This is a genomic window from Arthrobacter sp. B1I2, from assembly GCF_030816485.1.
GTDB lineage: Bacteria > Actinomycetota > Actinomycetes > Actinomycetales > Micrococcaceae > Arthrobacter.
Map to the genome: position 1 here is coordinate 3,570,589 of NZ_JAUSYC010000001.1, position 21,581 is coordinate 3,592,169.

18 protein-coding genes are annotated in these 21,581 nt (G+C 66.7%); 11 read left to right on the forward strand and 7 right to left on the reverse strand.

What is annotated here, in order from left to right:
* The first annotated feature begins 126 nt into the window (after positions 1-126).
* The 4 genes from lpdA to QFZ57_RS16660 all read left to right on the forward strand — a co-directional run bounded on the left by lpdA (position 127) and on the right by QFZ57_RS16660 (position 4,450).
* Positions 127-1,509: a dihydrolipoyl dehydrogenase gene (gene lpdA / locus QFZ57_RS16645; RefSeq protein WP_306631621.1), complete on the forward strand. Its 1,383-nt coding sequence runs from the start codon at positions 127-129 to the stop codon at positions 1,507-1,509.
* Positions 1,510-1,623: 114 nt separating this feature from the next.
* Positions 1,624-3,375, forward strand: a complete 1,752-nt coding sequence (gene sucB / locus QFZ57_RS16650; protein ID WP_306631622.1) for a 2-oxoglutarate dehydrogenase, E2 component, dihydrolipoamide succinyltransferase — start codon at positions 1,624-1,626, stop codon at positions 3,373-3,375.
* Positions 3,376-3,534: 159 nt separating this feature from the next.
* On the forward strand, positions 3,535-3,888 hold the full coding sequence (locus QFZ57_RS16655; RefSeq protein WP_306900998.1) for a hypothetical protein: 354 nt from the start codon (positions 3,535-3,537) through the stop codon (positions 3,886-3,888).
* Positions 3,889-4,021: 133 nt separating this feature from the next.
* A complete protein-coding gene (locus tag QFZ57_RS16660; protein ID WP_306631624.1) occupies positions 4,022-4,450 on the forward strand; it encodes an OsmC family protein in 429 nt (142 codons plus the stop codon).
* Between the two features lie 76 nt (positions 4,451-4,526).
* Here the strand turns inward: QFZ57_RS16660 and QFZ57_RS16665 are convergent, their stop codons facing one another.
* A complete protein-coding gene (locus tag QFZ57_RS16665; protein ID WP_306631625.1) occupies positions 4,527-8,048 on the reverse strand; it encodes a S41 family peptidase in 3,522 nt (1,173 codons plus the stop codon).
* A gap of 73 nt (positions 8,049-8,121) precedes the next feature.
* Here QFZ57_RS16665 and QFZ57_RS16670 point away from each other — a divergent pair, with 73 nt between their 5' ends.
* The gene (locus QFZ57_RS16670) at positions 8,122-9,024 is read left to right on the forward strand and encodes a TIGR01777 family oxidoreductase (RefSeq protein WP_306900999.1); all 903 of its coding nucleotides are present in this window, start codon (positions 8,122-8,124) and stop codon (positions 9,022-9,024) included.
* Here the strand turns inward: QFZ57_RS16670 and QFZ57_RS16675 are convergent.
* The gene (locus tag QFZ57_RS16675; protein ID WP_306901000.1) at positions 9,021-9,377 is read right to left on the reverse strand and encodes a hypothetical protein; all 357 of its coding nucleotides are present in this window, start codon (positions 9,375-9,377) and stop codon (positions 9,021-9,023) included. The two genes, QFZ57_RS16670 and QFZ57_RS16675, sit on opposite strands and share 4 nt — an antisense overlap.
* Positions 9,378-9,438: 61 nt before the next feature.
* Positions 9,439-10,686 (reverse strand): serine/threonine-protein kinase, encoded by a 1,248-nt coding sequence (locus QFZ57_RS16680; protein ID WP_306901001.1) that lies wholly within the window; start codon positions 10,684-10,686, stop codon positions 9,439-9,441.
* A gap of 127 nt (positions 10,687-10,813) precedes the next feature.
* On the opposite strand from QFZ57_RS16680, the gene lipB reads away from it, so the two are divergent.
* The 5 genes from lipB to QFZ57_RS16705 all read left to right on the forward strand — a co-directional run bounded on the left by lipB (position 10,814) and on the right by QFZ57_RS16705 (position 14,861).
* A complete protein-coding gene (gene lipB, locus QFZ57_RS16685) occupies positions 10,814-11,491 on the forward strand; it encodes a lipoyl(octanoyl) transferase LipB (protein WP_306901606.1) in 678 nt (225 codons plus the stop codon).
* Positions 11,488-12,507 (forward strand): lipoyl synthase, encoded by a 1,020-nt coding sequence (gene lipA, locus QFZ57_RS16690; protein ID WP_306631628.1) that lies wholly within the window; start codon positions 11,488-11,490, stop codon positions 12,505-12,507. Before lipB ends, lipA begins: the two co-directional genes overlap by 4 nt.
* An 88-nt stretch (positions 12,508-12,595) precedes the next feature.
* A complete protein-coding gene (locus QFZ57_RS16695) occupies positions 12,596-13,348 on the forward strand; it encodes a DUF4191 domain-containing protein (protein WP_306901002.1) in 753 nt (250 codons plus the stop codon).
* 138 nt (positions 13,349-13,486) lie between these two features.
* A complete protein-coding gene (locus tag QFZ57_RS16700) occupies positions 13,487-13,840 on the forward strand; it encodes a DUF3817 domain-containing protein (RefSeq protein ID WP_306901003.1) in 354 nt (117 codons plus the stop codon).
* A gap of 16 nt (positions 13,841-13,856) precedes the next feature.
* On the forward strand, positions 13,857-14,861 hold the full coding sequence (locus QFZ57_RS16705; protein WP_306901004.1) for a DMT family transporter: 1,005 nt from the start codon (positions 13,857-13,859) through the stop codon (positions 14,859-14,861).
* A gap of 45 nt (positions 14,862-14,906) precedes the next feature.
* On the opposite strand, the gene QFZ57_RS16710 is transcribed toward QFZ57_RS16705, so the two are convergent.
* Positions 14,907-15,344 (reverse strand): RDD family protein, encoded by a 438-nt coding sequence (locus tag QFZ57_RS16710; RefSeq protein WP_306631632.1) that lies wholly within the window; start codon positions 15,342-15,344, stop codon positions 14,907-14,909.
* A 281-nt stretch (positions 15,345-15,625) separates the two neighbouring features.
* Here QFZ57_RS16710 and glnA point away from each other — a divergent pair, with 281 nt between their 5' ends.
* On the forward strand, positions 15,626-17,050 hold the full coding sequence (gene glnA / locus QFZ57_RS16715; RefSeq protein ID WP_306631633.1) for a type I glutamate--ammonia ligase: 1,425 nt from the start codon (positions 15,626-15,628) through the stop codon (positions 17,048-17,050).
* A gap of 145 nt (positions 17,051-17,195) precedes the next feature.
* On the opposite strand, the gene QFZ57_RS16720 is transcribed toward glnA, so the two are convergent.
* The 3 genes from QFZ57_RS16720 to QFZ57_RS16730 form a co-directional block, all read right to left on the reverse strand.
* On the reverse strand, positions 17,196-17,846 hold the full coding sequence (locus QFZ57_RS16720; RefSeq protein WP_306901005.1) for a hypothetical protein: 651 nt from the start codon (positions 17,844-17,846) through the stop codon (positions 17,196-17,198).
* 186 nt (positions 17,847-18,032) lie between these two features.
* On the reverse strand, positions 18,033-18,578 hold the full coding sequence (locus tag QFZ57_RS16725; protein WP_306901006.1) for a GNAT family N-acetyltransferase: 546 nt from the start codon (positions 18,576-18,578) through the stop codon (positions 18,033-18,035).
* The gene (locus QFZ57_RS16730) at positions 18,568-21,579 is read right to left on the reverse strand and encodes a bifunctional [glutamine synthetase] adenylyltransferase/[glutamine synthetase]-adenylyl-L-tyrosine phosphorylase (RefSeq protein WP_306901007.1); all 3,012 of its coding nucleotides are present in this window, start codon (positions 21,577-21,579) and stop codon (positions 18,568-18,570) included. Before QFZ57_RS16730 ends, QFZ57_RS16725 begins: the two co-directional genes overlap by 11 nt.
* Positions 21,580-21,581: the final 2 nt, after the last annotated feature.

The window sequence follows — 21,581 nt, forward strand, 5'->3', positions numbered from 1 at the left end:
CTAAGGTGAACCACGGTAGTCACAAATGCAAGAGAGTTGCCCTGCTGGCATAATCACGGCAGTGCAAGTTCCAAGACCAGATGATGCGCGCAGAACGCGTCATCGTTCACGCGAGGGAGCGTTTTAGTGGCCGATCAGGCAACTGCGCAAGAATTCGACATCCTGGTACTCGGTGGCGGCAGCGGCGGATACGCTGCGGCGCTGCGTGCGGTACAGCTCGGCCTCACCGTCGGCCTCGTGGAGAAGGGCAAGCTGGGCGGCACCTGCCTCCACAACGGCTGCATCCCCACCAAGGCCCTGCTGCACTCCGCAGAGCTGGCCGACCACGCCCGTGACTCCGCCAAGTACGGCGTGAACGTCACCCTGGACAGCATCGACATCAACGCCGTCAATGCGTACAAGGACGGCATCGTCGCCGGCAAGTACAAGGGCCTGCAGGGACTCATCAAGTCCAAGGGCATCACCGTCATCGAAGGCGAAGGCAAGCTCCAGGGCACCGACACCGTCGTGGTGAACGGCACCGCGTACAAGGGCAAGAACATCGTCCTGGCCACCGGCTCCTACTCGCGCACGCTCCCCGGCCTGGAAATCGGCGGCAAGGTCATCACCTCCGACCAGGCCCTGACCATGGACTTCATCCCCAAGAGCGCCATCATCCTGGGCGGCGGCGTCATCGGCGTCGAGTTCGCCTCGGTCTGGAAGTCGTTCGGCGTGGACGTCACCATCGTGGAGGGCCTGCCCTCCCTCGTTCCCAACGAGGACGCCACGATCGTCAAGAACTTCGAACGCGCCTTCAAGAAGCGCGGCATCAAGTTCTCCACCGGCATCTTCTTCCAGGGCGTCGAGCAGAATGACGACGGCGTCAAGGTCACCCTGGTGGACGGCAAGACCTTCGAAGCCGACCTGCTGCTGGTTGCCGTCGGCCGCGGCCCCGTCACGGCCAACCTGGGCTACGAGGAAGCCGGAGTCACCATCGACCGCGGCTTCGTCATCACCAACGAGCGCCTGCACACCGGCGTGGGCAACATCTACGCTGTGGGCGACATTGTGCCCGGTGTGCAGCTGGCCCACCGCGGGTACCAGCAGGGCATCTTCGTGGCCGAGGAAATCGCCGGCCTGAAGCCCGTGGTGGTCGAGGACATCAACATCCCCAAGGTCACCTACTCCGAACCGGAAATCGCCACCGTTGGCTACACCGAGAAGGCTGCCAAGGAAAAGTTCGGCGAAGACCAGGTGCAGACCCAGGAATACAACCTGGCCGGCAACGGCAAGAGCTCCATCCTGGGTACCTCCGGCCTGGTCAAGCTGGTCCGCCAGAAGGACGGCCCCGTAGTGGGCGTCCACATGATCGGTGCGCGCATGGGCGAGCAGGTGGGCGAGGCCCAGCTGATCGTGAACTGGGAAGCCTACCCGGAGGATGTGGCGCAGCTGCTGCACGCCCACCCCACCCAGAACGAGGCCCTCGGCGAAGCCCACCTGGCGCTGGCCGGCAAGGCCCTGCACGGCTAGTTTTCCCCAGTATTACCAGGCCCGGTGCACCCGGCCACCAAGACCGGGTGCACTAGGCTTCCAACAAGGCAGCAATCATTCGCACTACAGATCAATAAGGAGAACGGGGACGACATGTCTGAATCCGTTAACTTGCCCGCGCTCGGTGAGAGTGTCACCGAGGGAACCGTCACCCGCTGGCTCAAGCAGGTAGGTGACCGGGTAGAGGTGGACGAGCCGCTGCTCGAAGTCTCCACCGACAAAGTAGACACTGAAATCCCCTCTCCTGTAGCTGGCGTGATTGAAGAAATCCTGGTCGCTGAAGACGAGACCGCTGAGGTAGGCGCACCCCTGGTGCGCATCGGTGACGGCTCAGGCGGCGGTTCCGCCCCCGCCGAAGAAGCTCCCGCTGCCGCACCGGCTGAAGCAGCTCCCGCCCAGGAGGCACCGGCTGAAGCCGCCCCCGCCCAGGAAGCCCCGGCTGAAGCCGCCCCCGCCCAGGAAGCCCCGGCTGATGGCGGCGGCGAAAGCCACGAGGTCACCCTGCCCGCATTGGGCGAGAGCGTCACTGAAGGCACCGTCACCCGCTGGCTCAAGGCCGTAGGCGACTCGGTGGAGGTCGACGAGCCCCTGCTGGAGGTCTCCACCGACAAGGTAGACACCGAAATCCCGTCCCCGGTTGCCGGCACGCTGCAGGAAATCCGGGTCAATGAGGACGAGACCGCTGAGGTCGGTTCCGTGCTGGCTGTGATCGGCTCCGGCGCTGCCGCTGCTCCGGCGGCCGCCCCCCAGGCGGCCCCTGCCCCGGCCGCGGCTCCGCAGCAGGAAGCCCCCAAGCAGGAAGCTCCCGCTCCCGCAGCAGCACCCGCCCCGGCCCCCGCACCGCAGGCTGCTCCTGCTGCAGCTCCGGCCCCTGCTGCTCCGGCAGCCCAGGAGGCGGCCCCGGCCGGTGGTTCCGAGTCCGGTTACGTCACTCCCCTGGTCCGCAAGCTGGCCAACCAGCACGGCGTGGACATCTCCTCGCTCTCGGGCACCGGTGTTGGCGGCCGCATCCGCAAGCAGGATGTCATTGCCGCCGCTGAAGCCAAGGCCGCTCCCGCTGCGGCTCCGGCCGCAGCCCCTGCCGCGTCCGCACCTGCCGCTTCGGCTGGAGCTGCCTCGTCGCTGCGCGGCACCTCCCAGAAGGCCCCCCGCATCCGCCAGGTCATCGCCCGGCGCATGCGCGAGTCCCTGGAAATCTCCACCCAGCTGACCCAGGTCCACGAAGTGGACATGACCAAGGTCGCCAAGCTGCGCGCCCGTGCCAAGAACTCGTTCCAGGCCCAGAACGGCACCAAGCTGACGTTCCTGCCCTTCATCGCCAAGGCCGTGGCCGAGGCCCTCAAGCAGCACCCCAAGCTCAACGCTGCGTACGACGAGGAAAAGCAGGAAATCACCTACCACAACGCCGAGCACCTTGCGATTGCCGTCGACACGGACAAGGGCCTGCTGGTTCCGGTCATCGCTGACGCCGGCAACCTGAACCTTGCCGGACTCGCCGGCAAGATCGCCGACGTTGCTTCCCGCACCCGCGACGGCAAGATCGGCCCGGACGAGCTGTCCGGCGGCACGTTCAGCATCACCAACATCGGTTCGGTGGGAGCGCTGTTCGACACCCCGATCATCAACCAGCCGCAGGTGGGCATCCTGGGTACCGGTGCCATCGTCAAGCGGCCCGTCGTGGTCGCTGACGAAAACGGTGACGACTCGATCGCCATCCGCTCCATGATGTACCTGTCGCTCACGTACGACCACCGCCTGGTGGACGGCGCTGACGCCGGCAGGTTCCTCCAGACCCTGAAGGCACGCCTCGAAGAGGGCGCCTTCGAAGCGGACCTGGGGCTGTAGCCTTCGCGGAAGTCCAACGACGGCGGTGCCGGCAAGGGTGGGAAACCTCCTTCAGCCGGTACCGCCGTCGCGGTTTAACAAGGAGCAGCCCGGCAATGGCCCGGGCAGGCCCGCGTGGCTTTGCTACGGGCTGTAGAACTGACTGGCTAAGCTAAAGCCATGACTATTCTCTTCAACATCCTGGTTTTCCTGCACGTGGTGGGAGCGGCCATGATCGTGGGCTACTGGATCGCCACGATGCGGACCCCCACCGTGCACCCGCGCCAGCGTGACGGCGCCTTCCTGCAGCTCCTCACCGGCATCGCCATGATGGGCATCCTGCCGTTCCTGCCGGACTCGGACCCGAACTACGCCAAGCTGGGCATCAAGTTCGTCATCGCCATCGTGGTTGCGGTCCTCGCCGTCATTGGCGCCCGCAAGGTCAAGAACGGACAGTCCGTCTCCACCGGACTCGCCCATGGCGTGGGCGGCCTGGCCCTGGTCAACATCGCCATTGCCACGCTCTGGCAGTAACCGCTTCGGGTAACCGGTCATAATCCTCTGAGAGCGGACAGCTGATGCACCGCCGGATCGAAGTCCCTAGGATGGGGAACGGCGGGGTCCAGGCAGCAGCCTGCCCCGGTACGGATCAATCTGAGGAGTGAACATGGCAGCAACACGTTCAGCGAATGCAGTATGGAACGGCAACCTGACGGAGGGTTCCGGCACCACCAGCCTGGCCACCTCCGGCCTCGGCACCTTCGACGTCACGTGGAAGGCCCGCACGGAAGCGGCCAACGGCAAAACGAGCCCCGAGGAGCTCATCGCTGCTGCCCACGCCGCCTGCTTCTCCATGGCCTTCAGCAACGAACTTGCAAATGCAGGCCACACACCGGAGGAAGTCCGCACCAAGGCCGATGTCACGTTCGTCCCTGGCACAGGTATCACTGGCAGCCACCTGACGATGTCAGCGCGGGTCCCCGGCATTTCGGAGGATGAATTCCAGAAGATCGCAGCGAACGCCAAGGTCGGCTGCCCGGTGTCCGGCGCCCTCGCCAGCATCGACATCACCCTGGATGCCACGCTGGAGTCCTGACCGGCCCGGACAGCAAACGACAAAAAAGGCCCTGCCTCACCGGGAATGCTCCGGTGAGGCAGGGCCTTTCGCTTGGCTACGCTTCCGTCCGCCGGCGCGCGGGCAGGGGTGCGGGCTTGAGCCGGCGGTAACCTTCGCGGGCCGGCGGCCGGTCCGTGGGCAGTTCCTGGATCATTTCCTTCAGCGCCCCGATGCCGTACTCCAACTGGGGATCGCGGCCGGCCGCGTAGGCGTGCGGGGGGTAGGCCACCTCGATGTCCGGATCAACACCGTAGTTTTCCACACTCCAGCCCACGCCGCCGCCAAACCAGTTGGCATAGCGCGGCTGGGTGACGCCGGTACCGTCCGCCAGGGAAAAGCGGTTGTCGATGCCCACCACGCCACCCCACGTACGCGTTCCGATCACCGGGCCGATGCCCCGCAGCTTGGACACCTGCGTGATGATGTCGCCGTCGGACCCGGCAAACTCGTCCGCGAGGATGATCACCGGCCCCCTCGGGGCGTGGTGCGGGTACGTTCGCGGCTTCTCCCCCCGCGGCATGCTCCATCCGGTGACCTTGCGGCCGATCAGTTCCGCGACAAGCTGCGAAGTGTGTCCCCCACGGTTGCGGCGCACATCGACAATCAGGCCGTCAAGGGCTGTTTCCGTGTCAAGGTCGCGGTGCAGCTGCGCCCAGCCGTTGGCCATCATGTCCGGAATGTGCAGGTAACCGAACGTTCCGTTCGAGGCCTCCCGGACGGTCCGCCGGTTACCGGCGACCCATTCCTGGTAGCGCAGGCGCTCCTCATCCTTGACGGGCACGACGGCGACACGGCGCTGGGTGCCTTCAGCACCACCGTGTCCGGGGCCGTTGAGCAGCGTCAGCTCCACGGCGCGGCCTGCTGCCCCCACCAGCTGCATGGCCGGGGTGACGCCTTCGGAAAGCACGACGCCGTCGATGGCAAGCAGGATGTCTCCGGCCTTGGCACCGACGCCCGGCCTGGTGAGCGGGGAGGTGGCCAGGGGGTCGGAAGACTCGCCGGCCAGGATGCGGGTGATTTCCCAGCCCCGGGCGGTGTGCGCGAGGTCCGCGCCGAGCCTGCCCTGCCCACGGCTGCCGCGTTCGGCGACAGGCGCGGGTCGCACGTAGGCGTGGGACGTCCCCAGCTCGCCGTGCAGTTCCCACAGAAGGTCCACCAGGTCATCATGCGAACCGAGCCGTTCAACCAGCGGACGGTAGCGGGCATGGATGGAGTCCCAGTCCTGCCCCGCCATGTCCTCGGTCCAGAAGAAGTCACGCTGCAGGCGCCACGCTTCGTCGAACGCCTGTCCCCAGACGCTGAGCGGGTCCATCAGGACGCGGATGCGGCCAAGATCCACCTTGACCACCTTGCCGGAGTCCTCGTCCGCCTTGGCGTCCGACGGCACCACCGTAACCTGCTTGTCAGAAACCAGCACGACTTTGCTGCGGTCACCGGACAAGCGGTAGCTGTCCACCGCATCCACCAGGGTGGCCTGCTTGCGCCGCGCGATGTCATAACGGACCAGGCTCGGACGGGCGTCCTTGTCCTCCTGGCTGGCCTTTCCGTCGCCGGTCACGCCGGCCAGGGCCGAATCGAGCCAGAGGAGCGCGCCGTCTACGGCTTCCAGTGCGCTGTAGTTACCCTGCGGGACGGGAACAGCGATCACTCGGTGCGCCAGGCCCTCCGCATCCACACGCACGGCCGGCACGGCATTGTCGCGGGCATCACCGGTGGCCGTGGCCTCCAGGTCTGTGTGGGCCTCCGGCTCACCGCCCGCCGGATCAACGGAAGGGCCAAAGGGCGACGGCGTCTCGGCCGCGAGTGCCACCAGGTACGGCTTGATGGGGCTGGGGAAGGAGAGGTCGAATGAATGTCCGTCGTACACAGGGTCGAAACTGCGGTTGGACAGGAAGGCAAGGAACTTGCCGTCCGGAGTGAAGGCCGGAGATGCGTCGCGGAAGCGGCCGTCGGTAACGTCCACCGGCTCGGCGTCGAGCTTGTCCACGGTGGCCAGCCGCAGCCGGCTGCGCGAACCAAAGGACGTGACCGGCTCCGACCATGCCAGCCAGCGCGAGTCCGCGGACCACGCCAGTTCCGAGATGCTGCCTTCGCCGATGCTGGCCACCTGCGAGAGGTCTCCGCTGCGGGTATCCACGACGTGCACGTCGCCAAAGGAGGTCCCCAAGGCAATCCAGCGGCCGTCGGGGCTTGCTTCCAGTGAACTGGCGCGTGACGGCGTCGCGACGCTGATGCCTGCCTGTGCCGCGGGTGCCTGGGCGTCAGCTGCGGGAGGTGCGGCCGACGGTGCAACGTCTGCCTGCTGCTCGTCGTCTGCGGCAACGTGGGACGCGCCAGCCAGCACTGCCGCGCCGGATGCGGGAACAGGCTGCGGCAGGGTGACCGTTTCCGGCCCCGCCGCGGCGGCGGCCGGAGGTGCCTCATCCGACAGCCTGCCCGCTCCTGTGTCCTTGCCGGCCGGCGGCTTCACTTCACCGCTGTGCGCAACAGGTGCGGCGATGTCCTTGATGTGCAGTGCTTCGACACCGTCGTGGTCGGCGATGTAGGCGATACGGCCGTCCCCCAGGGGCCTGGGCAGCCGGCCGCGAACCCCCGGCGTAGCCTCGATGATGCGGGACGGGCCGTCCTTGTGCCGCAGCCAGTGGATGGTCCCGTGCGACTCCACGGCACTGGCGGCACCTGCCACATCCGGCGCCACCGAACCGAGGTGCTTGACGGCATCAAGGAGCGCGGGACGCCTGGTCTGCGAGGCGGAGCCAAGGGTGATGTCCAGCTTGACGGCATCCGAGCCAAGGTCATGGAGGACCCAGAGTCCGCCGGCGGATTCGAAGATGACCCGCTTGCCGTCCGTGGCGGCATGCCGGATGTAGAAGTCCTGGTGGTCGGTGTGGCGGCGCAGGTCCTTTCCGTTGGGAAGGACCGAGTACAGGTTGCCGTAGCCCTCGTGATCGGACAGGAAGGCGATCCGCCCGTCCACCCACAGGGGATCGGTGAGGTTGCCGTCCAGGTCCGGCAGCAGGCGCTCAAACTCACCGTTGCCGTCGCGGTCGATCCACAGCTTTCCGGCGGTACCGCCGCGGTACCGCTTCCACCACGCCGGTTCGCGGGACAACACGCTCGCCAGCACCACGGGGCGTTCATCGCCCACTTCGGGACCGAAGGCAACGGACTCCACCGGTCCGTAGGGGAGCTCCTGCGCCCAGCCACCTTCGAGGGGGACGCTGTAGGCGTGGGTGTGCCGGCTTTCGGCCTGGCGGAAGGCGCTGGTGACCAGCACGGATCCGCCGCTGGTGAATCCCTTGACCTTTGTGGTGCCGTGGCCAAAGTAGGTGAGCTGCCGGTACCCGCCGCCGTCGACCTGTGCCGACACAACTTCCGGAGCCGTTCCCTGCACCACTGTCCACACCAGGCGCTTGCCGTCCGGGGTGAAACGCGGGTTGCGGGCAGGAAGCTGGAGCGACGAGACACGCCAGGCCCGGCCGCCGTCCAGGGGCGCAATCCACACGTCATCCTCGGCCACGAAAGTGACCAGATCGCCGTGCAAATGCGGGAAACGGAAGTAGCTCGAAGAGGTCATCGTTCGATCATAGTCAACCCCTTCCCTGCGCCGCGGGAGGCACACAACCCGCGCTGCCATGGTGAGATGGACCATGCATATCGTCATGGCCGGCGCCTCCGGGCTCCTCGGCACCTCCATGTCCGCAGCCTTCCGCAGCGCCGGCCACTCGGTGGTGACCCTGGTCCGCCGGCCGCCCGCCAACGCCGCCGAAATCCGCTGGGACCCGGCGGCCGGCGTCCTGGATCCCGGCGCGCTTGCCGGCGCCGACGCCGTCGTCAACCTTTCCGGTGCCGGCATCGGGGACAAACCCTGGACGCGGAAGCGGGTGGAGGAGCTGTTCAGTTCCCGGCTGGGACCGACCAGGACGCTGGTGCAGGCCATGGAGCAACTGGATACGCCGCCGGCAACGTTCATCAGCCAGTCAGGTTCAAACTACTACGGCGATGCGGGCAATACGGTCCTGCGGGAGGACGCACCGCGAGGCACCGGAACCCTGGCGCAGATCTGCGTTGAGTGGGAGCAGACTGCCCTGATGGCGCCGGCAGGGGTACGCGTTGTGACACCCCGGACCGGAGTGGTGTTCAGCCGTTCCGGTGGCGCACTGGGAAAGCTGCTCCCGCTGCTGCGCCTGGGCGTTGGCGGTCCGTTCGGCAACGGCCGCCAGTTCTGGCCCTGGGTGACGCTTCCGGACGTTTCCGCCGCCTTCCTGTTCCTCCTCGAGTCCCCGGTCTCCGGCCCGGTCAACGTGGCTGCGCTGGAGCAGTCGGACGTCAACACCATCGTTTCAGCACTGGGCCACGCCGTGCACCGCCCCGCGGTACTGCGGGTGCCGGCGCCTGTGCTGCGCACCCTGATGCCCGGCCTCGCCGAGGAGCTTCTGCTTTCAAGCCAGCGGATGGAGCCGGCGATCCTGTCATCTGCCGGGTTCCAGTGGCAGCACGGACGCTTGGCAGACGCTGTCCGCTGGGTAACCCGCAAGGAAGGCTCCGCTTAGCCGGACCCGTGGACCGCAAGGATGTCGCTGACCCGCCACTGGCCATCCACCGACACCAGGACCAGCCGAAGCGGCTGTGGCCGGCTGGGAGCCCCGGCACCCAGCACAGCACCGTCCGTGTCTACCATCTGGTAGCCGGTGGTGGCTGACACTACCCGTACCACCGCGTTGACCGGCGTTGCGCCTTCCTCCACTGCCACCTCGGACAGGGTGCTGCGGAATCCGGCAAGGCGGTGCCCGGAGGGGCGGAGCGGGCCGGCGGTGCGCTCGTCAGCGGCAGCTGCAGAGGAACCGGGGGCGTTCACGTCCGCCAGCAGCTCCAGGCTGCCGCTGCTGAAGGCATGATCCCGCAAGGCCGCCAGGCCTTGTACGGCTACGACGGGATCAGCTGCCCGCGCCCGCTTTCGTGCTTCGTCAACAGGAACCTCCCCTCCCGTCCCACCGCCGGCAACGGCCACCGATGGGTCGATGGAAACCGGCGGCGACCCGGTTGCAGCGTTCCCGGGCCACAGCCCCTGCCCGGGGGCCGCCGAGAGCCACCAAATTCCGGCTGCGGCTGCGGCAACGGCCGGCAGGACGGCATGAAGCAGCACCCTCCTCCCGTAGGTAACAGCAGGCCCGTCCACGTGTTTCCCGCGGGACGCCGCCGTGGTTTCTGCTTGCGGCAGGGTTCTTTTCCACGCTGGTGCCGGCTGCTGGGACCAGCGGGACGTTGCCGCCCGGCGGCGCAGGCTTTGGAGTCTCATCCTGACGCCGTTGCCTTTCGACGCAGCGGGAACGTGACGCCGCGTCAACAGCTCGGGCATGACGGTGGGATGGACGGCATCGGAGAGGTCCACGGGCTGCGGTTCCGCGCTGCGATAAACGGCTGCGGGCCAGCGCCAGCGCGTCAGGGCGCAGCCGCCGGTCCTCGTTCAGTCCTGCTTCCAGGGCGGCCGCGAGCTCTTTGGGGACGCCGGGAACCAGGAGGGACAACGGCGGTCGGTCGGAGGTGCGCCCGGGCGCTTCCCCTGTGAGGCAGAACCAGCCCAGGGCAGCTGCCGAGTAAACGTCGCGTCCCGGCTGGAGGCCGGCGCGGACGGCATCAACCGGTGACGGATCCAGGAAACCGCCCGTTCCGGCGGTGCCCGCGCCATCCGGGTCGCCGAGCATCCTCGCAACACCAAGGTCGGACAACATGGGTTTCCCCTGCCCGGTGAACAGCACGTTCCCCGGGGAGACATCCGAGTGCGTGAACCCTTTCCCGTGCAGGTAGCCCAGGGCCTGGGCGATGGGCGTCAGGACTGTGACTGTCTCCCCCACGCTGAGCCTGCCCCGTACCGCCACCAGCTGTGCCAGGGAGCCGCCGGCGGCGTAGTCCATGGTCAAGGCTGCCCCGCTGCCGGAGCCCGCCACGCGCACCGCGTCGTGGGCCCTGATGAGGTGCTGGTGGTCCAGGACGGACAGGATCCGGATCTCCCGCCGCACGTCCTCCTCACTGATGACTGCGTCACTTATGACTGCGCCGCCGGCCGTCGTGCTGCCCGGGGTGCGGAAGCACTTGAGCGCGAATTCCCTGCCGGTCCGTTGGTCCCTGGCCAGCCACACGTCGGCGCTGCCGCCCCGGCCAAGCAACCGGCCGATGTCGTAGCCGGCAACCTCCGGCACCTGTGCAACATCCATAGTCCATGTCTAGCCGAGATCGGGCTGCGCTGCAGAAGTTATCCACAGCCTTGGCTGCTGCGGTCATTAACGGTGGCCCCGGTGAGATTGGACACTAAAACAGGGCGGCGCGGCTGCGGGGTCTAAGCTGGATGCCATGACTCTTGAGTTTTCACAGCTGGGTCTTGCCCCTGACTTCATTGGTTACATGGAAGGCTGGGATGCCCAGCGCGAACTCCATGAGAAGGTTGTCGCCGGGGATGCCCCCAGCACTGTCCTGCTCCTGGAGCACGCCGCCGTCTACACGGCAGGCAAGCTTACCGAGGACCATGAGCGGCCCTCTGACGGTACGCCGGTCGTCCCGGTGGACCGCGGGGGCAAGCTCACCTGGCATGGGCCCGGCCAGCTGGTTGCCTACCCCATCCTGAAGCTGAAGAACCGCGCCGGAATCCGGGATTACGTGGATCGCCTTGAAGAGATCATGATCACCGTCATGGCGGACTACGGCATCAAGGCCGAACGCATCAAGGGGCGCGCAGGCGTGTGGATCAAGGCTGACTCCAAAGGGCCCGACCGCAAGATCGCTGCTATCGGCATCCGCGTCCTGAACGGCGTCACCATGCACGGCATCGCCATTAACTGCAGCAATGACCTGGCGCCCTACGGCCAGATCATTGCCTGCGGCATCACCGACGCGGGAGTGACCAGCATGTCCCTGGAGACGGGCCGGGAGATCCGGCCCGCGGATATCGCGGACCGGGTCGTGGAGGAATTCCGCAAACATGAAGAAGCATTGGTTTCGAGCCCTGAAGGAGCTCTACTGTGACATTGGCACCTGAAGGCCGGAAGATGCTGCGGATCGAGCAGCGCAACGCTGCGGTCCCGGTGGAGCGCAAACCGGAATGGATCAAGGCCAAGGTCCAGATGGGCCCGGAGTTCGTCGGGCTGAAGAACCTGGTGAAAAAGGAAGGCCTGCACACCGTCTGCGAAGAAGCCGGCTGCCCCAACATCTTTGAGTGCTGGGAAGACAAGGAAGCCACGTTCCTGATCGGCGGCTCCGAATGCACCCGCCGGTGCGACTTCTGCCAGATCGACACCGGCAAGCCCTCACCCCTGGACCGGTTCGAACCCACGAAGGTGGCCCGCTCCGTCCAAGCGATGCAGCTGCGCTACGCCACCGTCACCGGTGTGGCCCGCGACGACCTCGAAGACGAGGGCGTCTGGCTCTACGCCGAAACGGTCCGCAAGATCCACGAACTGAACCCCGGCACCGGCGTGGAACTGCTGATCCCGGACTTCTCCGGCAAACCCGACCACATCAAGGCGATCTGCGACTCCGCCCCCGAAGTCTTCGCGCACAACGTCGAAACCGTCCCCAGGATCTTCAAGCGGATCCGCCCCGCGTTCCGCTACGAACGCTCCCTGGACGTCATCACCCAGGGCCGGAACCTGGGCATGGTCACCAAGTCCAACCTCATCCTGGGCATGGGCGAAACCCGCGAAGAAATTTCCGAAGCCCTCCGCGACCTCCACGAAGCAGGCTGCGACCTGATCACCATCACCCAGTACCTGCGCCCCTCCGAACGGCACCTGCCCGTGGACCGCTGGGTCAAACCCCAGGAATTCGTGGACCTCCAGCACGAAGCCCAGGAGATCGGCTTCCTCGGCGTCATGAGCGGACCCCTGGTCCGCTCCTCCTACCGCGCCGGCCGCCTCTGGGCCACCGCCATGCGCAAAAAGGGCCGCGACATCCCCGCCGAACTCGCCCACATCGCCGACGGCATCCAGGACTCCGGCACCACCCGCCAGGAAGCCGCCACCCTCCTCGCAGCCCATTCCTGACCTCCCCTTCGTGAAGTGCCCAAAGGCCGGACGCCGGAAGATTCCAGCGTCCGGCCTTTGGCTTTAAGTCACGTAGAATTGAGGCACTATGGCTAAATCCCCTGACTCCAGCAACTCCACCCCGGCGGGCTCAAGCGCGGTGAAGCGCGGCCTGTTCACGCGCAAGCCGAAGGAAGCAAAGGCCAAGAAGCCCAGCAGGCTTAAGCAGATCGGCGAGGTCTTCACCATGACCCGCCGCCATGACCCCATGGTTCCGTGGCTGATGCTGCTGGTGTTCCTGGGCGTTGTAGCCGTGAGCTTCCTGGTGGGCTTTTGGCTGGACAACTGGATCACGGGCCTGATCATCGGCATTCCGCTTGGCCTGCTGGCGGCCACCTTCATCCTGTCCCGCCGTGCCGAACGTGCTGCGTTCGCCCAGATTGAAAACCAGCCGGGCGCCTCCGGCGCTGCCCTGGGCACGCTCCGCCGTGGCTGGATCACCGAGGAACAGCCTGTGGCTGTCAACCCGCGCACGCAGGATGCCGTGTTCCGCGCTGTTGGGCGTCCCGGCGTCGTCCTTGTCAGTGAAGGCCCCTCCCACCGCGTGAAGCCGCTGCTCGATGCTGAGCGCAAGCGCCTGGCGCGCATCCTGCCCAACGTTCCCGTCCACACCATCCAGACCGGGCGCGGCGAAGGCCAGGTGCCGCTGGGCCAGGTGGCCAAGAAGATGGGCAAGATGAAGAACGAGCTGACCAAGCTGGAGGTCAGCACCGTATCCAAGCGCATTGCCTCGATGGGCACGAGGCTCCCCATTCCCAAGGGCATCGACCCCTACAAGGCCCGTCCCAACCGCGGACGCTAGCTGGTGGAACGCCCCGGTACCGGCCCTGCCGGCCGGGGCGTTTTTTCTTGCGCCTGAACCGCTCGCCCCCGAACGGCATCCGCAATGGCTGACAACAACCACCGGACCCGTGCCTCAAACCTGCGTCAGGAGATGACCATGCCCCTCAGGACAACAGTGATCCGCGCCTTCCGCATCCTTGCCGTGGCCGAAGCCTTCAGTTGGGCGGCGCTCCTGGCCGGGATGTACTTCAAGTGGATTGCCGGCACCACGGAGCTCGGCGTCCAAGTGGCGGGACCTGCGCACGGTGCGCTGTTCGTCGGCTACGGGGTGGCCGCGCTCATGCTGTGGCGCGTGCAGCGCTGGCCGTTCCTGGTGGCCGTGCTGGCCGGTTTCTCCGCCGTGTTCCCGTTCGCCACCCTCCTGTTCGAGCGGTGGGCAGGGCGGCGCGGCTACCTTAGCGCCCCGAAGGTAGAAGTGCCTGCCGGTGAACTTGAGTCCAGCCGGGCATAGGCGAACGTCAGTAACCGTGGAATCCGTTGATGCAGACCCGACATCGCAGACGTCATTCAAGGAACAACCGTCAGCCGGACGTGCCCAGGGCCGCAAACGGATGGTCGCGCTCCTTTCCCTGCTGGGGGCAACGCTGTTCTGGGCCGGCAACTATGTCGTGGGCGCGGGCGCTGTCCAAAGCATCGATCCGCTGAGCCTGGTGGTCCTGCGGTGGGCCATCGCGCTGGTGCCGCTGCTGGTGATAGCCCAGCTGGTGGAGCGGCCCTGCTGGCGGTCGGTCCTCGCCGCGTGGCCGTGGCTGCTCGCGTTGAGCGTGTGCGGGCTGCTCGGCTACAACCTTTTGCTGTACTTCGCCCTGGAGCACACCGATGCCTTCAACGCGTCCCTGATCAACGCTTTCAATCCTGCCCTCATCACGCTGGCTGCCGCGCTCTTCCTGCGGGAACGGCTGACGCCATTGTCGATCGCCGGGGTGCTGACGGCCCTGGCGGGCGTCCTCATCGTCATCAGCGGAGGGGATGCCGGCAGGCTGGTCACCACCGGGTTCGGCACCGGCGAGGTGCTGATGGTTGGTGCCGTGATTGTCTGGACGGCGTACACGGTCATCGGCCGACTGGCCCCAAAAATCCCGCCGATCACAGCCACGGCGGTCCAGGCAGCGGTGGCAGTGGCCCTGCTGGCCCCGGTCCGCTTCGCCACCGGCGGGCTGGCCCTTCCGTCAACGGGCAGTGCACTGGCGTCACTGCTGTTCATCGCCATCTTCCCGTCGGTGCTGTCCTACCTGCTGTGGAACCGCGCCCTGACGGTCCTGCCCGCCGGTGGTGCAGGGGTCTTCCTCAACCTCATCACCGTCTTCACCGCGGTCCTGACGATCCTTGCGGGGCACGTGCATACAACCGCGCAACTGATGGGCGGCGCCATTGTGATCGGCGGCGTGGTCATCACCAATGCGCCATCCTTCCGGCGGCAGCGCCAGGCCCGGGAAATGTCCGACGCGCGGAACGGGACCTCCAGCGCTTGACGGCGGATAGCGCTGCAGTAGACAGCGGTCAGCGGTGGACGGCGCTCAGCGGCGGACGAGGAGGGTGTTCATGGCCTTGTCGTGAAGGCCGCGCTGGTCCGGATCGAAGATCACGGCGGGCACCACCAGGCAGAGCAGCACGGCCCTCACCAGGGCCGCGAGCGGTCCCGGCGTGCCGCCACCGGGCTTCACCACGGCGATGCCCATAACGCGGTGGCCAATACTGTATCCCAGGGTCCCCACCAGCAGGATCTGCTCCACTGCGAAGACCGCCAACGTGGCCCAGGAGTCGCCGCCGAACGCGAAGTTGCTGATCAGCAGTGCGATCCCCCAATCGATGCATATGGCCGCGATGCGCCGGCCCGCCCGGGCAATGGAGCCCGGTCCGGACTCCGGCAGGCCCAGGCGCTCCCCCGGATACTTGGAGATGCCGGAGGTGTCCGGTCCGCTGAGCCAGGACCCAATATCTTTGCGATCTACCACCGTCCAAGCTTACCGATCCCCGGCGCGGCGGCGCGCCCACACTGTGGATAGGACTCGACCACAGTGTGGACGGACGATACCGTGTTCATAGCAGGGCATTCTGTAACCTGCCCGAAACAATGCGGACACGGACGGGAAATGCCGCATCCATAGTCTGTTAGCAGTTTCAGCAATCCCCGGCAGGTACCCAGCAGGGAAAACCGTGCGTTCTCCCTGCTTTTGGATTGCGCTGGATCAGATGGCTTCCATGCCAGATATTCACATATGCGTTAGGAGCATAGATGTTCAAGACTGCGGACGAAGTCCTCAAGTTCATCAAGGACGAAGATGTAAAGTTCGTCGATATCCGCTTCACCGATCTTCCGGGCGTCCAGCAGCACTTCAACGTCCCCGCCAAGAGTGTTGACGCTGATTTCTTCGTCAACGGCCAGCTCTTCGACGGTTCCTCCATCCGTGGCTTCCAGGGCATCGCAGAGTCTGACATGCAGCTGATCCCGGACGTCACCACCGCGTTCCTGGACACCTTCCGCATGGAGAAGACCCTCGCGCTGAACTTCTCGATCGTCAACCCCCGCACGGGTGACCCCTACCACCGCGACCCCCGCGGCGTGGCCGAGAAGGCCGAAGCCTACCTGGCCTCCACGGGCATCGCCGACACCGCGTTCTTCGCTCCCGAAGCCGAGTTCTTCGTGTTCGACAACGTCCAGTACCAGTCCTCCCCGCAGGGCAGCTTCTACAAGATCGACTCCGAGGAAGCGCACTGGAACACCGGGCGCGAGGAAGAAGGCGGCAACCTGGGCTACAAGACCCCCGTCAAGGGCGGTTACTTCCCGGTCTCCCCCACCGACAAGCAGGCTGACCTGCGCGACGCCATGTGTGTTGCCCTGGACGAAGCCGGCCTCGAGGTCGAACGCAGCCACCACGAAGTTGGATCCGCCGGCCAGGCCGAGATCAACTACAAGTTCACCACCCTGACCCACGCTGCCGATGACCTGCAGAAGTTCAAGTACGTCATCAAGAACACCGCTGACGCCTGGGGCAAGTCCGTGACCTTCATGCCCAAGCCGGTCTTCGGCGACAACGGCTCCGGCATGCACTGCCACCAGTCGCTGTGGAATGGCGGCGAGCCGCTGTTCTACGACGAGAAGGGCTACGCCGGCCTGTCCGACACCGCCCGTTGGTACATCGGCGGCCTGCTCACGCACTCTTCCGCCGTCCTGGCCTTCACCAACCCCACGGTGAACTCCTACCGCCGCCTGGTCAAGGGCTTCGAAGCTCCGGTCAACATGGTTTACTCGCAGGGCAACCGCTCCGCCGGTATCCGCATCCCCATCACCGGTTCCAACCCGAAGGCCAAGCGCATTGAATTCCGCGCTCCGGACCCCTCCTCCAACCCGTACCTGGCGTTCGCTGCCCAACTGATGGCCGGCATCGACGGCATCCGCAACCGCATCGAGCCCCCGGCTCCGATCGACAAGGACCTCTACGAGCTCCCGGCGGAGGAAGCCAAGGACATCCCCAAGGCTCCGGGCACCCTGGAGGAAGCACTGGAGGCCCTGCGCGAGGACAACGAGTTCCTGCAGGCCGGTGGCGTCTTCACCCAGGACCTGATCGACACCTGGATCGAGTACAAGTACGAAAACGAGATCCGCCCGCTGTCCCTGCGCCCGAACCCCTACGAGTTCGAGCTCTACTACGGCGTCTAGCTGGATCATGCGGCAGAAGCGGGCATAGTCCGCCAGCAGTCCGCGGGAATTTTAATACAGGAAAGGCCGGCCTCACGCTTTGAGGCCGGCCTTACTGCTGTCCGGATCCGCCAGGACGGCTGCTGCCTGTCCCGGCAGCGCGGCCTCAACGTGCCGGCCGTGCTTCTTGTTCATCACCCATACCCGATGGCTGTACGGCGACCCGGGTGAACTCCACGGGCAGTTCGGCGTCGGAGGACGCGAGGATGACAGTGGTGCGCTCCGCTATGTCCACGTCATTTATCTCCGCGTTGATCAAATCATCGGCCTCACGCTTCAGCGCGGCACCTGACGCCTCGTCCAAAGCTCTGCCGTCCATGGACCATTTGTAATCGTAACTGTAGGTGGGTGCCCAGCTCTGGATGGCATCGGCAACAGTGGAGAACGTGAACTGACGTCCTTCTTCACTGAAGGCGGTAACCATGTACATGTTGACTGGCACCGCGCCCTTGCGGTTGTCTACGTCCGCTACGAGATATGAGACAGGCGCCGCTCCGACCTTGACCCTGTATGCCTCGATGGCCGCCACTGCAGCGTCGGCCGGAGGCGTGGGCAACGTGAAGGTTATTCCGGCACCCGACGCTGTAGTGAGCTTGTAGCGTCCTGCGGGCATTACTTCCCGCGCTGCCGTGGCTGAGGGCGAATCGGCGCTTGGGCCCGTGGCGCCCGCTGTCGGGACGTCCTGCGCGGGCGCAGGCCCTGAGCAGGCCGCGAGCATTAAGGCAAAGGCCGGCAGGACGATCCTGATTCGCTTCATGACTTCCCAAACTCCGTTAGCAAGGTGGGGGCCCGCCTCCAGACGTGCTGAGACCGGGAGCCGGACCCCCTGACGAATGCCCCCCGAGACGAAGACTGTCCAGCCTTCCCCCCAACAAGGTTGGAGAACACCGCCATTCCACATGATCGGGCAAACGCCTGCCAAGCGCAATGGCGGTCCGCCGCTTTACGCCGACGCCTTGGCGGAGAAGCTGCGGAACATGGTCCGCTGCGGACCGGCGGAGCCGCCAAGATAAGGCCCCGAATCGATGAAACCCGCTCGGCGGTAGGCGGACAGGCCGGCAGAGTTTTCCTGGTTGACGGACAGTACGACGCCGGACTCGCCACTTTGGTGCCGCGCGGTCAGCTTGCGCGCTGCTTCCACGGCGGCGGCAGCCGCGAGGGTGCCCAGCCCCCTGCCCTGGTGCTCCCGGTCGACGAGGAACCCGCGCAACAGCCAGGCTGACTGGTCGTCAGGCCAGCCGGCAAGCCCTGCCGCGCCCTCCTGCAGGGTCAACATGCCAACGGCGTTGCCTCCCGCTTCGACCACGTACGGCCGACGCGATTCTTCTGCCAGTCCTGCGAGGGCCATCCGCAGCGGGTCGCCCACAAAACGATCCTGGCCAGGCACCAGCGACATGTTTGCGATGGCGCCGAGCTGGATGGCGCGGGCGTCGGGGTCCAGGTCGCGCAGCGGAATGAGCCAGACCCACCCTTCATTCCTAGTGGCCATAGAAGACACGCTCAAAGACCGCCCTGGCCCGGCGGCTCACCCTCAGGTAGTCCTCCTCCAGCGCGGCGGCGTGCCCCGGCTCGTAGCCGCACCAGCGCGCCACAGCCTCGAGGTCCCGGCGCGAGGAGGGCAGCAGGTCCGAGGCTTTGCCGTTCCAGATGACATTGGCGGACCGGATCCGGCTGGCCAGCCGCCAGGCCTCGGCAAGGAGTCCGGCGTCCGCCTGATCCAGCAGACCCAGCTCCGAAGCGGCCGCCAGGGCCTCCAGCGTGGAGGTGGTCCGGAGCTCCGGATGTTTCCCGGCGTGCTGGAGCTGCAGCAGCTGCACCAGCCACTCGACGTCGCTGAGCCCTCCGCGGCCCAGTTTGAGGTGGCGTGCGGGGTCGGCGCCGCGGGGCAGCCGCTCGGATTCCACCCGCGCCTTGATCCGCCTGATCTCGCGCACGTCCTGTTCCGGGACGGACTCCGGGTACCGGATGGGGTCGATGAGCGTCAGGAAGTCGGCGGCCAGGGTGTCGTCGCCTGCCATGGGCCGGGCCCGCAGCAGGGCCTGCGCTTCCCAGATCAGAGACCACCGGCGGTAATACTCGGCGAAGGAATCCAGGGAGCGCACCATGGCCCCGTTCTTTCCCTCGGGCCGGAGGTCGGCGTCCATTTGGAGGACGCGTTCGGCCATGATGGCCGGTTTCAGCGGCTGGGTGAGCAGGCTGGAGACCTTGGCCACCATGCGGGAGGCCTGCTCCTGCGCCTCCGCTTCGGAGAAGCCCGGAAGTGCGCGGTGGACGTACATGACGTCGGCGTCAGAGCCGTAGCCGATTTCCCGGCCGCCCTGGCGGCCCATCGCCACCACCAGCACCGTGGTCTTGAGGGGTCCGCCCGCGGAAACGACTCCCTCCGCCACCCGCAGGGCACCCAAAACGGCGGCGCGGTCCGTGTCCGCCAGAGCCCTGCCCACCTGGTCCTGGTCCAGCAGGCCGGCGGAATCGGCGATGGCGATGCGCAGTATTTCCCGTCGCCGGATCAGCCGGATCAGGCGCATGGCGCTCTCCGGGTCCGCATGCCGGGACATCTTGGCAGTGATTTCCTGCCACTGGGCTTCGAAGTCCACTGGTGCCAGGTCCTTGTCCTGTCCCAGCCAGGCCACGGACTCCGGCGAGACTTCCAGGAGGTCGGAGATCAGCCGGGAGTTGGAGAGCATGTGGCACAGGCGTTCCGCGGCGGCGTTGGAGTCACGGAGCAGGCCCAGGTACCAGTGCGTGGTGCCCAGCGCCTCGCTGACGCGCCGGAACGCGAGGAGGCCGGCATCCGGGTCCACGCCTTCGGCGAGCCAGTCCAACAGGATGGGCAGGAGCTGCCTTTGCAGGGCGGCGCGGCGGCTCACCCCGGCAGTGAGCGCCTCGATGTGGCGCATGGCACCCTGCGGGTCCCGGTATCCCAGGGCCGCAAGCCGCCCCTGCGCTGCCTCCGGGGTCAGCTTTGCATCCTCGCTGCTGAGCTTGGCCGCCGTGTTCAGCAGCGGCCGGTAGAAGATCCGCTCGTGCAGCTCACGGACTGAGCGCTTGGTCCGGTGCCAGGCGGAGAGCAGCGAATCCGGGCTGGGCCGCTCATTGGAGAACGGTCCCAGCACGGCTTTGGCCAGTGAGCGCAGCGCCGGCTCCGCCACCGGCATCAGGTGGGTGCGGCGCAGCTGGAACAGCTGGATCCGGTGTTCCAGGAGCCGCAGGTACCGGTAGGCGTTATCGAACGCGGCGGCGTCCGAACGGCCAATGTAACCCCCTGCTGACAGCGCGGCGATCGCCGACGTGGTGTCCCGCCGTCGTAATGACTCATCCGCCTTGCCATGCACCAGCTGGAGCAGCTGCACGGTGAATTCTACGTCGCGCAGTCCGCCGCGCCCCAGCTTGATCTGGCGCTGCTCCTCGGCGGCAGGGATATGTTCGGTTACCCGGCGGCGCATGGCCTGCACGGACTCAACAAAGCCTTCGCGTCCGGCCGAGCTCCAGATCAGCGGTGCCACGGCTTCCTCGTAAGCGCGGCCCAGCGCGGCATCGCCGGCGATGGCCCGGGCCTTGAGGAGCGCCTGGAATTCCCAGCTTTCAGCCCACCTGGCGTAGTACGTCTCATGGGAAGCGAGGGTGCGCACCAGCGGCCCCGACTTGCCCTCCGGCCGCAGGTTGGCGTCCACCTCCCACAGGCCCGGTTCCCTGGCCACCGACGAGATGGCACGCGAAATGCCACTCGCCAGGGCCGTGCCGATGGTGTTGGCCTGCGCGTCCTCCAGGCTGCCGGCGTCCACCACGTAGATGACGTCGACGTCGGAGATGTAGTTCAGTTCCCGGGCTCCGCATTTGCCCATGCCGATCACTGCCAGGCCGACGTCGGCCACGTCGGCAGCGCTGTGCTGCTCCGCCGCCTCGGCACGGGAGACGGCGAGGGCAGCCTCGATGGCAGCGGCGGCCAAGTCTGCCAGTTCGCCGCCCACCGATGGCAGGAAGTCCAGCGGATCCGCGGCACAGAGGTCCTTGACGGCGAGGTCCACCAGTCCGCGACGGTAGGCGGTCCGCAGTGCGGCATAGGCCTCCACACCCGTGGCGGCGGCAACGGGACGTGCGGCACGGGGGTCGGCGCCGACGGACTGCAGGAGCGTGGCACGCAATCGGCCGGGGTCCGCAGGCAGGGGCTCGGGACTGGGCCGCACCCGGAAGGCCTCCAGGTGCCCGGGGTGACGGATAAGGAACTCCCCCAGCGCCTCCGAGGCGCCCAGGACCCGGTACATCGGCTCACTGGCCTCCGGGTCCGCGCCTGCCAGCTCCCGCAACTGCGGGTACTTTTCAATCAGCCGGACCAGTGACTGGAGTGCGGTGTCCGGGCTGGCTGCCAGCTGCAGCCCGGCAAAGAGCCTGTCCTGGTCCAGCCCCTCGAGCTCGCGCGCGGCCAGGAACCGTTCGCCCTTCTCAAGGTCGCTGAATCCGGCCGCGATGAGGCGGCGTGCCAGGCTCACGC